We start from the raw sequence: 14,099 nt of genomic DNA, 5'->3' as shown, positions 1-14,099 counted from the left end.
GCAAAAAAACGAAAAAAAGCCGAAAAGAATCGCGAGGATTCTTTTCGGCTTTGTTCACAGCTCTATTGTCTGAAACATGACGCCAAAATATGAGAGTAGATAATGATTGTTGAATTGTTTTAAATATATGGACTACCAACTATTTTAATAAAAGCAAATTTACGTCACAAATCGGAAACGCTATTGTTTTCCAAGTACACTCATTTTACATTACTTCTCCAGCACCGTAAAGGAATTTCACGTCTATTTATTATTCGATATGAAATCCTTCAAGTTGGATTCTTTTAATAATTTGATCTTCATCCACTTGGTTTTCATCATAGGTAATCTTGATTTCGCCCACTTCGACGTCCACAAGCGCCCGTTCAATTTCATCCATTTTCAGCAGGAGGCCTTCAATCTCTTGGATCGGTGTTTCCGAAGTGGCTTCTTTTACATGAATCGTCATAACCGCCATGTTCACTCATCCTTTCAGATTCTGTTTCTTTTGTCTATACCCGTTAACCGGGCAGATAAAAGAAACTTCTTTGTGGATGTTAAAATTCCATCTTCAGTTTTCCTTCTTCAAGCACCAGTTTGGCACTGAACTTCTTGCCGTTTTTGGAAACAAACCCTTTAATAACCGGCGTTTTCCCTCTAGTGCATAAATACTCAATTTGTTTGGCAGTCAACCGTTTTTTCAGAAAGGTAGCCGGAAACGACTGTTTGCAGCCGTTCTCATATTCGGTGCAGCTGTAGAAACCTTTGCGTGAAACGATTTTGCCTTTTTTGCATCTCGGGCATACCGCAATTTCGTCTTTGGCATCAAGTGTCGGCATTTGTTCAGGCAAGCCGTTTTTTTGCATTTGCGCCGGCACTTCTTCCAATAATTTATGGATGAATTTGCCGATGGTTGAAAGAAATACTTCCGGAGACCCTTCGCCTTTCCCTATTTTTTTCAAATAGGTTTCCCATTTCGCGGTCATTGACGGGCTGGACAATAAATTCCCTTCAATGGACTGGCACAGGATTCGCCCTTTATCGGTGATTGAAACGATGTTTTTGTTTACCGTAATGTACTCATGCCGTTTGATGGTTTCGATAATGCCGCTTCGCGTCGCTTCCGTTCCCAGGCCTTCGATTTCCTTCAGAATTTCCGTATCTTCCACATCTTCAACAAACTTCCCGCACGTTTTCATCATCGCAATCAGCTGGCCTTCCGTGTAAGGCTTTGGCGGAGTTGTCATTCCTTCTTTAATGGCTACATCCGCTTTCACCGGCTCCTGTTCCCGCAATTCAGGAAGAGAAGGTTCCTGCTTCGTTTCTTTGGCGGGTGGAAACAATTCTTTCCAGCCCTGCTCCAGATCGGTCTTGCCGGTTGTAAAAAATGCCAGCCCCTTCACATCCGTCGTCACCTTGGTTTCAGCATACCGGTAATCACGGCGGAACATGGCAAGCGTCGTGCGCAGCACTTCCTCGTATAAATTTCGCTCGTCCCGTGCAAGCCCTTCGAGTTTCCGGGCTGTCGGAATCGACTTTGTCGGGATAATGGCATAGTGTTCCTGCACTTTCGCGCTGTCGACAAAGCGCTTTTTCGGCGCTTTTGAAGCAATCGGGAATTCGGTGCCGATCAATGTCTGGTACTTCTCCACCTGGTTAGCCAAATAACTGAATTCGCCCGGCGTAATGTGCTGGGCGTCTGTTCTCGGATAGCTGACCAGTTTTTTTTCATACAAGCCTTGCATAACGGACAGAACTTTTGCCGGACTGTATTTCCATTTCCGGTTGGCTGCCGCCTGCAAAGTGGACAAGGAATGAAGCATGGGCGGCAGCACACGCTTTTCAGTCGTTTTCAGCTGAGCTACGACACCGTCCGCTTTTTTGGCAATCTCATGTTTAGCCAGTAATTCTTCCGCTTCTTTGCGCTCTTTGGCTTTGATTTTCGCTTTTCCTTTATATTTTCCCTTTTCAGCCTGGAAAACGCCTTCAATTTCATAAAAAGGCTCCGGCACAAAGGCCTCGATTTCTTTTTCCCGCTGATAAATCAGGAAGACGGTCGGCGTCTGGACCCGGCCGATGGCGAATACTTCCCGGATGCCTTTTTCCTGCAGCAGCAACGAATACAAGCGGGAACCGTTCATGCCGACCAGCCAGTCGCTGATCTGGCGTGCCCGTGCTTCCTGATAAAGCAATAAGTCCTGGCGGTTGTCGCGCAGCTCCTGAAACCCTTTGCGCACTTCATCCACTTCGAGCGAGTTGATCCACAAGCGCTGGATCCGTTTGCCTTTTGCTCCTGTCTGGTAGTAGATGCTGTAAAATATATTCGAACCTTCCCGGTCAACATCACAGGCATTGATGACGGTATCGGTCCCTTGGATCAGTTTCTTGATGATGCCAAATTGCTGCGCTTTCCCGCGCGCCACCTGGAATTGGTACTCTTTCGGCAAAATCGGCAAAGCATCCAGCTTCCATTTCCCCCATTTCGGATCATAGGCTTTTGGCTCTTTCAATTCCACAAGATGGCCGATGCCCCAGGTAATGTACGCGCCTTCCGGAAAGATCGGATCCGGAGCCACTTCCATATAACCTTCGCGCTTAGTCGTTTTGAACGCTTCAGCATAGGCTTTTGCCTGGCTCGGCTTTTCAGCCACGATTACTGGTTTCATACGTTTCGTCCTTTCGTTCTGCCCTTTCTTCCATTGTACTCGTTCACGATGAAAAACATAATGATTTAATTGCGAACAAATGCTCGTTCTTTTACGCGTGTTCATCCACCAACATTCCCGCAAACTTGTTTTTGATGGCTTCTTTATCTCCGAATATCATAATCCGGTCGCCAGCCTGCAATTTCTCTTCCAGCAATGATTTCCTCAAGATGACATTTCCCCTTTTGATGAATAACAAGTGGATATCATCGCCTCTTAAAATCATATTTTCACATGCCTGGTTTGTATATTCCGAGTCTTCTTTTATCTCAACTTCAGCCACCATGTCATTTTCATCCAAAGACAATGCAGTCTTAAGCGGCCAGTCTTCCAAATCGTATTCTTCATCCATTTCATGTTCGAATTTATTCGTTAAATAGCTGGGAATGATTTTGTTTTTTAAAAACATCCAGATGGCAAAAAATACGGCAATGATAATAACCAAAAGATTGGTCCGCAAATCATTTGATAATACAGACGCAATCGATGAAATCATGACGGCTAGAGAAAAATACCCGAACAAAATGACGGCTGCGCTGATTCTTCTTCGGATGGGGTGGTCGATGATCAGTGAAGACTCATCTGTTGTGAATCCGGTAGCGGTTATCATCGATATGACCTGATACCGGGCGATTGGTTTCTTTAAGCCGGTTGCTGCAAAAAGGACCACGGCAATTTCAATAACGAGCCACATAATGACAGAATACAATAAGATAAACAGGATTTCCGTCATACTCTTTCCTCCGTTCCCGACATTAAAAATAGTATTCCCTTTCCTCTAAATTTAAATTCTTCAGCAGAGAGAGATTCTAAGTAGTATAATAAAAAAAAGTTTTTTCTTGCTTAACCGATAAAGCCAGCAAAATAGATCCAACCGAAGCAAATACCAGGATTGTTCTGTAGAAAAGGATGAGCGCATATTATGACGATGAAAAGCAAAACTGCTTTGCTTGCCGGAGCCAGCGGACTGGTCGGCACCGAATTATTGCATATACTGCTGGAAAGTCCGAATTACGAAGAAGTAAAGGTTTTGGTTCGGAAAAGGCTGGAGATCCAACACCCGAAGCTGGATCAAGTATTGGTGGACTTTAACCGCCTCGAAAACTACGAAGAGTATTTTCAGGTGAACGATGTTTATTGCTGCCTGGGCACGACAATCAAGAAAGCAGGTTCACAAGAAGCGTTCCGGAAAGTGGATTACGAATATCCGGTTAAAATGGCGCAGCTGGCCAAAGAACAGGCTGCTGAAAATTTCCTGATCATCTCAGCGCTTGGGGCCGACCCAAAATCAAAAGTGTTTTACAGCCGGACAAAGGGCGAAGTGGAAAGCGTACTAAAAAATATGCATCTGCAGGCTCTTCACATTTTCCAGCCTTCACTTCTTTTGGGCGACCGCCAGGAGTTCCGGTTTGGCGAAAAAATAGCCGGTATGCTGTCTCCTTTGTTAAGCCCTTTGCTATTTGGCAAGCTGAAAAAATACAAACCTGTCAGTGCAAGGCGGGTCGCTTACGCTATGTACCAAGTCGGCCAGACAACTCAAAGCGGCCATTTCACATATCCTTCCAACCGGATTTTTGAACTGAGCCGCTCGAAAACTGCAGAACAAAAAAAATGACACCGGAGACCGGTGTCATTTTTCGCTTTCGGTGGAACCTATTTATTTTTTCCCGGTACGTCTTTCCGGATCACATCGAACAAACCGGCACCGATAATTTCAAGTGCTGATTGCATACGCTCGCTCGAAACATTGTCTTCAATCGTATCTTCAGGAGTGTGGTAAACTTTCTCGATATGGTAAACCAGCGGATCCCAGCTGTCGATTCCCATCCAGATGAACAAAGCTGCTGGAATGCCGGCGTTATGGAATGGTACATGGTCGCTTGAGCCGAACTGCCCTGGCAGGATATCCGAATTCCCAAGACGTGCACCAGCCGCTACCGTAGAATCTGTCACGATGTTTTTGCTGCCGTCAACCGTCATGGCATACAGGTTTTTTGCCGGCTCGTACTTCGTAGCCACCATATCCGGATTGAATACAGCTTCTATCTCGTCTCTTTCCGGCTGCGTTAATTGGTCTACATAGTATCTGGCTCCAAGCAAGCCTCTTTCTTCTGATCCGAAGGCGATGAATTTCAGGTCTTTATCGGTGTTGTAGCCTTTATAAACGCGTGCCAATTCCAGCATCAGCCCGACGCCTGACGCATTGTCATTCGCTCCGGGAGCGCCGACGACGCTATCCATATGCGCGGTCAAAAGCACTTCTTTCGTATCCGCTGTCTTGGTTTTCGCTTTTTTCGTGCCGATGACATTGACCGACTGAAGATCCGTGTGGCGGACAGCCGTCAAATCAAGTGCAGCCGTACCTTTTTCAATCCGTTCTTTCAGCCACTCACCCTGTACATACGCAGCTCCGTACACCGGTACATCATATGATTTGGCCAAACTTGGGTTGAATGTCGAACCGTAGTTGCCGCGGCTCCCCACTACACTTTGCAGGATAACGCCCGCAGCGCCTGCCTGGATGGCATTATCGACTTGCGTGCGGTAAGCGGCTGTCGTAGCTTCTCTCGTCAACAGCACGATTTTCCCTTTGGTGTCTGCCGGGAAATCCGTAGCCTTTGAGCCTCCTTCGACATAAATCGCTTCGCCGGATACTGCTTCCTTACTTATTTTTCCGTTCGGTGCCGCCCCCAATTCCCAAGACGTCCCGTCTTCAAAAGCCACATCCGCAATATACTGGTCCGCTACCGGGAAATATTGATATTCCACGTCATAGCCGTTGCTCTTCAGGTTTCTGGCCACATAGTCCGCCGCTTCTTTTTCCCCTTCAAGCCCGCCCGGCCGTGATCCGATTTCTTCCGATAAGTAGCGCACGTGCTCAATCGCACGCTCCGCTTCTACGCGTTTTACGATTTTCTGGTCTTGTGCTGCGTTGTTGGCAGCCGCAGCCGTTCCTGCTTCCGCTATAGGAAGTGCAAATGGTGAAGCGCTGAACACCAAAGCTCCAGCAAGCGCATAAGCAAGGATGGATTTTTTCATTTTAACGGGCGTGCTTTCGTTGCGGTCCAATAATTTCTTCATCAGTTTCCGACACTCCTTTAGAATTGGTTTTGTGTAAAAGCAAAAGCCTCATTATTATTCTTCAGACGGACGGTTTGTCTGTGTCGCCAGTGTATCCCAGAAAGAAACATCCGCATCCGCGATAGAGCCGTCTGCAATAGCACGCACTGCCGCATCCAACGTCGTAATGGTCTGCTTGATCAAATAGCCGTTGCTCTTCTGGCCAAGGACATACGGCTCGTATTCGTGGTCGGACATGCCCCGCATTTCAAATAGCAGCGTAGAAATGCCATACTCTACAGCAATGCCGTTGCGGCTGATCGTTTCTGCAGTGCCTCCGCTGTACTTTCCGATATGGCCCCAGCCAGTGGAATCGACAGCATCAAAGACCACCGCCCCAAGCTGTTTGGATTTCAATAAGACATCCGGATCGACATTCGGTGTAGTCGGATATAGGATGGAACCGGATACCAGTTGGCCGTCCCGCTCGCTCCGCGTACCTTGGTGATGCAAATCGATCATGTAATCGATGTCATATTTGCGCATGACGTTGTTGTGGAGTGCCTGCGTTTCCGGCTGGATTTTATTGACATGGTCACGGTTCAAATCCACTTCGCGGGCATTGTAGCGCGTCAAATTGCGGTCGCCGCTGGCTACATAATCTTCCAAAGAAAAGTCGACATCGCCCATCGCTCCATCTGCATTCAGCATCGGCACAATGAGAATATTGACGCCATCTGTTACCCCTTTCATTTTCCCAGTCCCCAAGTGCTTGATAAATTCAAGCGCGCCTTCAGTCGTCAGCTGCTCATTGCCGTGCTGCTGAGTAAGGAAAAGAATAGTCGGATTTTCAGGATTGGTCATGTATTTTACCAGATAGAGATCACGCCCTTTCACACTCTGCCCGATCACTTCCAGTTCCATGTTTTTTTGTTTAGCCTCTTGCGTTTTCAAATAGCTCACCATTTCATCGTAGGTGTGCAATATCGAGGTATTGATGGTTTCGTTGCCGCCATATCCCGGCCCGTTGCCAACAGCCTCGGCAACCGGCGCCGTAAACGGCGCGGCACTGAGCATCAATGCTCCTGCCACTGAAAAAGCCATCAGTTTTCTCTTTGTGCGGTTTTGCTTTTCAAGCTTCTGATCTGTGAATCGATTTGCCATTAATCCAACACTCCCCTTAGTTTGATAAAAGACTTTCCGGTAACGGATGCATTAATCAGTGAACGCGACAAACTCCTCCCCCTCCAAAGTTTCGCATCCCTAAGGGTTATTCATTTCTAAGTTTGTAAAATCCTTCTATAAAAATAAAAATAGTACTTAAGTTTCTTAATATTCAATAAACTTAAATCAATTGGACTACTCAGGCTCGAAAAATAATTTATCCATTAAAAAACACCCGTTTCTGAGTTTAGAAACGGGTGCTCAAATTCCTTCTAGTGTTTATTCTCCAACGGAAATATTGGCCTGCAGCTCAATTTCCACATTGCCTTTGATGGCCCGGCTAATCATGCAGGAGGATTCCGCTTTTTCAGCCAGTTTATGGGCCAGGGAAAGATCTTTTTCCGATGCCTCTTTGTGAAGCACCAATTTTGGCCGATGAATGATTTTCTGGTAAGTGATAACGCCGTTCGTTACATCAACAATACCTTCCGATTCCATCGTCAATGCTGCTTTTTCAATCTTGCTGCGCTCCAGCATAGCGGCAAGCGTAATGATGTAGCAAGTTGCGGCAGCCCCCAGCAGCATTTCGTCCGGATTTGTCCCCACGCCAGGGCCGTCCATTTCCGGGGGAATCGAAATTTGGGTTTTTAAGTTGCCGGCTTCAATTTCCCCCACATCGTTGCGGAGCCCCGGCCAGTCTGCCGTTAAATGAAAACTGTGTTTAGCCATTCCCGATCTCTCCTTTGCTCTCTATACTCCTTAAGACAATCGTTCCAAATCTTCAAGCTTCGGCATCGCCGTAAGAGCACCAGGTTTAGTAGTGCAGAGCGCCCCCAATTTGTTGGCAAACAAAGCACAGTCCACTACTTCGCTTCGGGTTTTAGGCAACCCGTTCAAATGGATGTAGCGAAGCGTCCCGGCAACAAATGCATCTCCCGCACCGGTGGTATCCACCGGCTGGACCGGAACGACCGGGACATGGAAGTTCTCTCCTTCAAACAACGCATGTGTTCCGTTTTCCCCGTCCGTTAAAAATACGAGTGGAATATCGAACTCCGACAAACGGCTGATGCCTTTTTCAACTGAGTCGGTTTCCATCAAGAAAGCCAGTTCATCCGTAGTCAGTTTCAAGATGTCGACATCTGCAAGAAACTGAAAAACGGTATCCCGGCATTGAGCTTCACTGTCCCAACGGAGCGGCCGGATGTTGACATCAAAAGAACAAAGAGCCCCACCTTCTTTTGCCAGGCGGACAGCTTCAAGCGTAGTCTTTAACGCTTCCGGATGAAACATCGTGCCTGTGCACATATGGAAAACGCTGGCATCCTTGAATGCCTCTTCCGCCAAATCTTGCATGGTCACTTGAAGGTCTGGCGTCTCATTTTCATATTTCGCAAAAATCCGGTCGTATTCCGGAGTAAAGTGGACATAAACACCGCTCACCCGTTTTTCCGGGATGATAATGGAATAGCTTAAATCGACGCCTTCGTTTTCCAGTTCTTGCCGGACGAATGCAGAAGTGTCATCATCTCCTGTAATCGTGATGAATTTAGAAGGCAAGCCCAGACGGCTCGCGCCTGCTGCTACATTGACTGTCGCGCCTCCTAAATGCCTGTTGAATTGATCGTTTTTTGTGTTTACTGCAATATAATCGACAAAAGCATCACCGTACGTAAGGATATGCTTTGGGTTATCCATAGAAATTGCCTCCCGGTTTTAACGCTCGCCAGCGAAAGGTTTTTAGCAGCAAATGATGAATTTTTTAACTTTGGCAATACCATGCGGCCATTTGCTTTCTCTATTATTTCAGGCATTGTTATAATTAAGCAAGTAAAAGGAGTGGAAACGATGGACCTCACGATAAGGCAAGCTACACCAAACGAGCGCCGCTCATTATTAATGCAATTGGCGACATTGCAGCCAATATGACAGCCGAGACGGAACCGGACGCCATAAAACAAAAAATCGAAGCGATGATCCGCGGCAAAAACACCCGGCACAGCCACCGCTTTACATGGGTGGCCGAACTCGGCGGAAACGTTGCAGGGGCGCTCGTGCTTTATCACGGAAGCGCGGCACGCGAACTGGACCAATTTCTGATTGACCTATTGAAAACCGAAGGCCATGAACGCACGATTGAAGCGGAAGCCCATCTTGACGAATGGTATATCGATACGGTTTCGGTAAACCCTGCTTGCCAGGGACAAAAAATCGGCACCAAGCTATTGTCTTACGCCGACCAATTGGTCCGCCAAGCAGGAGGAAGCAAACTCTCCCTTAACGTCGATGTTGATAAAACAAATGCCATCCGGCTGTACGAGCGGCTTGGCTTCGTAATTACGGAACCCTGGACCATAATCGGCGAACCGTTCCATCATATGGTAAAAAAAGTGGACTAACTGTCTTTGATTAAAAAAGTGCCGCTCCTGTCTTCATAGCAGGAGCGGCATTTTGTTTTTATTTTTCTGCCGGTTTTTGAAAACTGCTGTACAGTGCTTCACGGCGGTCCGCAAACACAGGGATGCGCTTGCGCACTTCTTCCACTTCGCTCAAATCGATGTCCGCATAGCCGATGCCTTCTTGCATCGCCATATCCAATCGGACTTCTCCCCAAGGGGCGATGACCATCGAACTGCCGCCGAATGCATTTTTCGGATCACTGCCGACCCGGTTAACGGCCACGATAAAGCACTGATTTTCAATCGCCCGGGCTTGAAGCAGAATTTTCCAATGGTCGATGCGGGCTGCCGGCCATTCCGCAGGAACGAAAATGACCTTTGCATCATTTAATGCCTGAGCCCGGATCCATTCAGGAAAACGGATATCGTAGCAAATTACGCCACCGCAAACCACACCTTCCAACTCGAATGTGCCAAGCCCGGATCCTTCCTCCAGATGGATATGTTCATCCATCAAGCCAAAACGGTGGGCTTTGTCATACTCGGAGACAAGTTCTCCGTCTTTGTTCACTACATACATCGTATTGTAAAAACCATCTTCTTTTATGATGGATACAGAGCCCCCGACAATGTTCACTTGGCGGGTTTTCGCAAAATCTTTCAGAAATTCCACTGTACGGCCGGAACTGTCTGCCAAAGTCTCCAGTTCGGTCAATGCATATCCGGTGTTCCACATTTCCGGCAGCACAATGGTCTCTGCACCGTTTTGCGCCGCTTCTTCCAGATACTCTGTTACCTTCCGGAAATTTGTTTCCGGCTCTCCGAATGCAATATCCATTTGAACACAAGCAATCTTCATATCTTTCCCCTCCTGTAGACAAGTTTACCTAAACTCTATAAGATTTGGAGTAGATGTGCAATTATTTAGAAAATGAGGGACTTACTAATGGAATTTTCAAATCGACTGCAACAGCTGCCGACGCAGTTTTTTTCAAAACTGGCTGCAAAAACGAGCCAGGCATTGGCAGAAGGACGGGATGTTATCAACTTAGGCCAAGGCAATCCTGATCAGCCGACGCCGGAACATATCATCAAAGCGATGCAAGAAGCAGTGGCCGATCCCAAAAACCACAAATACTCGCCTTTCCGCGGAATCCCGGAAATGCGCCAAGCCGCTGCAGATTTCTATAAACGCGAATACGATGTAGACATCGACCCCGACACAGAAGTGGCCGTTCTTGCCGGCACCAAAATCGGCCTGGTTGAACTGCCGCTTGTTTTTCTGAATCCCGGCGACTTGATGCTGCTGCCGGATCCCGGCTACCCGGACTATTTGTCGGGCGCTCCGTTAGCGGAAGCACGGTTTGAAACTTTTCCGTTGAAAGCAGAAAACGGCTTTCTGCCGGACTATGAAGAAATTCCGCAATCAGTAAAAGAACAAGCAAAACTGATGTACTTGAACTACCCGAACAATCCGACGGGAGCTGTCGCCTCTCCAAACTTTTTTGAAGAAACAGTGGCATTCGCTAAAGAAAACGAACTGGCTGTTGTCCATGACTTTGCCTACGGTGCCGTCGGTTTTGAGGGGATCAAGCCGCCCAGCTTCCTTCAAACCGAAGGTGCAAAAGATGTGGGCGTTGAAATGTATACCTTGTCGAAAACCTACAATATGGCAGGATGGCGCATCGGTTTTGCCGTAGGCAATGCGAAAATGATCGAGGCATTGAACCTTGTGCAGGACCATTTGTTTGCGGGCCTTTCCCCTGCCCTTCAACTGGCCGCTGCGGAAGCACTGACCGGCGATCAACAATGCGTCACTGAACTTGTCGACATGTATGAAAAACGTCGCGCTGTCCTGAAAGAAGAATGCGGGCGCATCGGCTGGCAGATTGAAGCCCCGAAAGGCTCTTTCTTCGCCTGGCTGCCGGTTCCAAATGGCTTTACCAGCGTCGGATTCGCAGATTACCTGCTTGAACACGCCAATATCTCAACGGCAGCCGGAAGCGGCTTTGGCGAAAGCGGCGAAGGCTATATCCGCGTCGGCTTGCTTGTAGATGAAGCACGGATTGCTGAAGCAATTTCACGGATCGAGAAATTGAATTTATTTTAATTTCTGCTTCGTTCAGTAACGTTCATGATCTTTTTGAAATAACTCATAAAAAGCTCAGCCGATGTTTTCGGCTGAGCTTTTTCTATTCTGTATGCAGTCATTCATTGAAGAGTGCGGCATACTTTTTTCATTCCTTTTCCGGCTCGACCGCAATCACCATTTCCATATCCCAGTACACATCGGAGCTTTGGGCATCGTCCTGATGCACTTCCGCTGAAAGGACGTTTCGGCCTTCAATCAGGTTATCCAATTGGCGTTGATCCAACTGAAGTCTTTCCACTTCCCCCGGTTCCGCCATTTTTTCATCGGCCACGTCATATAAATAATCGTCGTACGCGATATCGCCTTCCGGCAGATTAAAGCGGCCGATTTCCTCCCCGTTCAAATACAGGATGACGCTGTCGTCAACTGTGAATTCAATGTATCCTTGATCTTTGACAGCAGACAGGTCTGCTATTTCAAATTCTTTCCGGAAATAAGTGGTGGCATACTTATCGTATTCTTCCGGCCCATATTCAACGACCGTCTGGATCTCTCCGAACACATCATATTCATCGCCTTCCGGATAACCAAGCGGGGCATTTCCGGTTCCCCAATTGCTGTCGTCAAATTCCGGCTCTCTCCATTCCGTGCCTTGATCGGAACCGTCATCCAGATAAGACCATTCACTGTTTTTTTCAATCAATTTTTGCTCCTTGTGATCCACGATGGAAAGCGTGAGTTCTTCTGTCTTAAACGTCTTGCCTTCTATCGCTACTTCCGCCCAAACCTTAATTTCACCGGGCTCTGCATTGTCTGCCAGCGCCACTTTACCGTCCCTGCCAACCGTCACTTGCCCCTCAGGACTGCTCCGGTACTGGACTTGGTCCGGCAGGATGTCGTATTGGGTGCCTTTGACATTCGTCCCTTTTACTTCGAGATTCACTTTCGGGTAGAAGCTGGTGTCTTCAGTCGGCAATACCGTACCCGTTGAAGCCAGCGCTATTTTCTCCAGTGCCGGGATTTCAACGGCAATGGAAGGATCTTTAATGATTTTATAAGAATCCACTACTTCCATTGTATCGGTGCGGTATGTCAAGAATTCCAGGCTGGTAGGGGTAACCGCCACATTGGTGAAAGTCGTTTCTTCCAGCTGTGCCCGGACGGCAGAATAAGGTTCCGTTTCCGGTTCAATGGCATAATACTTGCTGCCGCTTGAGGAATTGGCGGTAAAATAAACCGTGCCGTCCGGATTCACTACGGCGCCGTCCTGCATCATCTGATTTTTCAGCGGCTGCAATGCTTTCATCTGATAAGTACGCACATAGGAATGGTCATGCCCCATTAAAACAGCATCAATGTCCAGTTCATCAATAGCCGGCACCAGGCTCTCCCTCAGCTTAATGACGTTTTCCGAATCGGAATGGGCTGCCGCGCTGTAAATGGAATGATGGAACACGACAAATTTCCATTTAAAGTCCCGTCCAGCATTGGCTGCCATCGTTTCTTCCATAAATTGAATATGTTCTTCCGCGTTTTCATTGTTGGAGTTCAAATTCATGATCAGCGTGTCGCCGTAAGTGAAATAATAGTCGCCGCCTGAATTGTCGTAATTGCCCAGTTCCGGATTTTGGTTCGGTACATTGAAATGAAATTCGTAATACTCGTTGTAGTCGTGATTGCCGACCGTAGTTGCGGTCGGATATCGGCGCAGAGCGTCCGGCGCGAAATAAGCGACAAACTCTTTTTCCGAACTGCGGTAGTCCACCTGGTCGCCTGCCGACTGTATAAAACTCGTATCGGGATATTTCTCAAGCGCTTTGTTCAATGTATTTTCCCACGCCCGTCCATCCTCATGCGGATCGCCGGAAGCACCGATTTGCGGATCACCCATCAGCAGAAAGTTGTACGAGTCCGTATTGCGCGTCTTAAAGCTGTAAGGTCCGCTCCAATTGCCCTTGCCGTCTCCCAGGCGGTAGATATACTCCGAGTCCGCTTCCATGCCGGTAATCACCGCTTCGTGCGCTGTAAAACCGAACGATGCTTTGTCCAGGGTTGCCTGGACCGAAGCGGCGCCTTGCGGAAATTCGGCCGGCACACCGTTTTCAGCCTTCGAAAACTCAATTACGCCGGGCGCATTTGTTTTTGGGGAATACCAGGAAAAGTTAAAACTTGTTTCATCAGCTCCTGGAGCAAAGGCGATGGAGACGGCAGGGTAAACGTCTTTTTTCTCATATAAGGCCAGGAATTCTTCATCCCAAACGTTTAAGGACGCATATAATTTATCCTGGTAAGACTGCCGCTGCTTGTCTGCCAATTTTTCAACGGGGCCGTATGTCCCAAGTCCGGCTCTTTCCAAAAAGCCCTCACTGCTCCATGTGCTGAATGTCTCTTTTTCAGCCCCTTCATTCAGCACCGCTTCTGCACGCGGCGCAAAAGAGGGAAATGCGATTAAAAGCCCGAGGGCTGCCAAACAAATGGTTTTTGCTGCTTTCGAAGTTCCGGGTGTTCTTGCCATGTTCATCGCTCCCAGCTGTCGTTTCGTCTGCTTTGCAATTAAAAATACATATTTTTGGTGTATAAAATAAAGAAATTCAAATAGTTTTCTGACTTTTCATATTATTATACATGAAATTTGATGAAATGAAAGTATAGACTAGGATTCTTGGACTACCATTTACGTCCTTAAATGTGACGAAAGCC

The 14,099-nt window shown here is 47.4% G+C and carries 12 protein-coding genes; 3 read left to right on the top strand and 9 right to left on the bottom strand.

The genetic code is table 11. From position 1 onward, the window contains the following. Window positions 1–250: 250 nt before the first annotated feature. From HU147_RS02415 to HU147_RS02405, 3 genes are all read right to left on the bottom strand, one after another. Window positions 251–457, bottom strand: coding sequence for a heavy-metal-associated domain-containing protein (locus tag HU147_RS02415; protein ID WP_224074714.1), 207 nt, complete (start codon window positions 455–457; stop codon window positions 251–253). Between the two features lie 79 nt (window positions 458–536). Continuing rightward, window positions 537–2,645, bottom strand: a complete 2,109-nt coding sequence (locus HU147_RS02410) for a type IA DNA topoisomerase (RefSeq protein WP_224074713.1) — start codon at window positions 2,643–2,645, stop codon at window positions 537–539. Window positions 2,646–2,736: 91 nt separating this feature from the next. After that, window positions 2,737–3,417 carry a hypothetical protein gene (locus tag HU147_RS02405; RefSeq protein WP_224074712.1) on the bottom strand — a complete coding sequence of 227 codons (681 nt, stop codon included), beginning with the start codon at window positions 3,415–3,417 and terminating at the stop codon, window positions 2,737–2,739. 195 nt (window positions 3,418–3,612) lie between these two features. Here HU147_RS02405 and HU147_RS02400 point away from each other — a divergent pair, with 195 nt between their 5' ends. After that, the gene (locus HU147_RS02400; protein WP_224074870.1) at window positions 3,613–4,299 is read left to right on the top strand and encodes an oxidoreductase; all 687 of its coding nucleotides are present in this window, start codon (window positions 3,613–3,615) and stop codon (window positions 4,297–4,299) included. Between the two features lie 38 nt (window positions 4,300–4,337). Here the strand turns inward: HU147_RS02400 and HU147_RS02395 are convergent, their stop codons facing one another. The 4 genes from HU147_RS02395 to HU147_RS02380 form a co-directional block, all read right to left on the bottom strand. After that, window positions 4,338–5,723 carry a M20/M25/M40 family metallo-hydrolase gene (locus tag HU147_RS02395; protein ID WP_440137284.1) on the bottom strand — a complete coding sequence of 462 codons (1,386 nt, stop codon included), beginning with the start codon at window positions 5,721–5,723 and terminating at the stop codon, window positions 4,338–4,340. 96 nt (window positions 5,724–5,819) lie between these two features. Then, a complete protein-coding gene (locus HU147_RS02390; RefSeq protein WP_440137283.1) occupies window positions 5,820–6,848 on the bottom strand; it encodes a M14 family zinc carboxypeptidase in 1,029 nt (342 codons plus the stop codon). Between the two features lie 339 nt (window positions 6,849–7,187). Then, the gene (locus HU147_RS02385) at window positions 7,188–7,637 is read right to left on the bottom strand and encodes an OsmC family protein (RefSeq protein ID WP_224074709.1); all 450 of its coding nucleotides are present in this window, start codon (window positions 7,635–7,637) and stop codon (window positions 7,188–7,190) included. Between the two features lie 30 nt (window positions 7,638–7,667). Next, window positions 7,668–8,606, bottom strand: a complete 939-nt coding sequence (locus tag HU147_RS02380; protein ID WP_224074708.1) for a carbohydrate kinase family protein — start codon at window positions 8,604–8,606, stop codon at window positions 7,668–7,670. Window positions 8,607–8,833: 227 nt separating this feature from the next. On the opposite strand from HU147_RS02380, the gene HU147_RS02375 reads away from it, so the two are divergent. Beyond that, on the top strand, window positions 8,834–9,307 hold the full coding sequence (locus HU147_RS02375) for a GNAT family N-acetyltransferase (protein WP_224074707.1): 474 nt from the start codon (window positions 8,834–8,836) through the stop codon (window positions 9,305–9,307). 58 nt (window positions 9,308–9,365) lie between these two features. Here the strand turns inward: HU147_RS02375 and HU147_RS02370 are convergent, their stop codons facing one another. Then, window positions 9,366–10,166 (bottom strand): carbon-nitrogen family hydrolase, encoded by an 801-nt coding sequence (locus tag HU147_RS02370; protein WP_224074706.1) that lies wholly within the window; start codon window positions 10,164–10,166, stop codon window positions 9,366–9,368. Between the two features lie 87 nt (window positions 10,167–10,253). On the opposite strand from HU147_RS02370, the gene HU147_RS02365 reads away from it, so the two are divergent. Then, window positions 10,254–11,417, top strand: coding sequence for a pyridoxal phosphate-dependent aminotransferase (locus HU147_RS02365; RefSeq protein ID WP_224074705.1), 1,164 nt, complete (start codon window positions 10,254–10,256; stop codon window positions 11,415–11,417). A gap of 127 nt (window positions 11,418–11,544) precedes the next feature. On the opposite strand, the gene HU147_RS02360 is transcribed toward HU147_RS02365, so the two are convergent. Then, a complete protein-coding gene (locus HU147_RS02360) occupies window positions 11,545–13,914 on the bottom strand; it encodes an FN3 domain-containing metallophosphoesterase family protein (RefSeq protein ID WP_224074704.1) in 2,370 nt (789 codons plus the stop codon). Between the last annotated feature and the right edge of the window lie 185 nt (window positions 13,915–14,099).

It is taken from the genome of Planococcus chinensis, assembly GCF_020071995.1.
In the GTDB taxonomy this organism is placed as follows: domain Bacteria; phylum Bacillota; class Bacilli; order Bacillales_A; family Planococcaceae; genus Planococcus; species Planococcus chinensis_A.
This window is presented reverse-complemented; position numbering and strand designations above follow the sequence as displayed.

Bases quoted from the DNA above. Each gene is read 5' to 3' on its own strand.
- HU147_RS02400 (WP_224074870.1), top strand. From the start codon at position 3,613: ATGAAAAGCAAAACTGCTTTGCTTGCCGGAGCCAGCGGACTGGTCGGC.
- HU147_RS02360 (WP_224074704.1), bottom strand. From the start codon at position 13,914: ATGGCAAGAACACCCGGAACTTCGAAAGCAGCAAAAACCATTTGTTTG.
- HU147_RS02380 (WP_224074708.1), bottom strand. From the start codon at position 8,606: ATGGATAACCCAAAGCATATCCTTACGTACGGTGATGCTTTTGTCGAT.
- HU147_RS02370 (WP_224074706.1), bottom strand. From the start codon at position 10,166: ATGAAGATTGCTTGTGTTCAAATGGATATTGCATTCGGAGAGCCGGAA.
- HU147_RS02385 (WP_224074709.1), bottom strand. From the start codon at position 7,637: ATGGCTAAACACAGTTTTCATTTAACGGCAGACTGGCCGGGGCTCCGC.
- HU147_RS02365 (WP_224074705.1), top strand. From the start codon at position 10,254: ATGGAATTTTCAAATCGACTGCAACAGCTGCCGACGCAGTTTTTTTCA.
- HU147_RS02390 (WP_440137283.1), bottom strand. From the start codon at position 6,848: ATGGCTTTTTCAGTGGCAGGAGCATTGATGCTCAGTGCCGCGCCGTTT.
- HU147_RS02395 (WP_440137284.1), bottom strand. From the start codon at position 5,723: ATGAAAAAATCCATCCTTGCTTATGCGCTTGCTGGAGCTTTGGTGTTC.
- HU147_RS02405 (WP_224074712.1), bottom strand. From the start codon at position 3,417: ATGACGGAAATCCTGTTTATCTTATTGTATTCTGTCATTATGTGGCTC.
- HU147_RS02410 (WP_224074713.1), bottom strand. From the start codon at position 2,645: ATGAAACCAGTAATCGTGGCTGAAAAGCCGAGCCAGGCAAAAGCCTAT.
- HU147_RS02375 (WP_224074707.1), top strand. From the start codon at position 8,834: ATGACAGCCGAGACGGAACCGGACGCCATAAAACAAAAAATCGAAGCG.
- HU147_RS02415 (WP_224074714.1), bottom strand. From the start codon at position 457: ATGGCGGTTATGACGATTCATGTAAAAGAAGCCACTTCGGAAACACCG.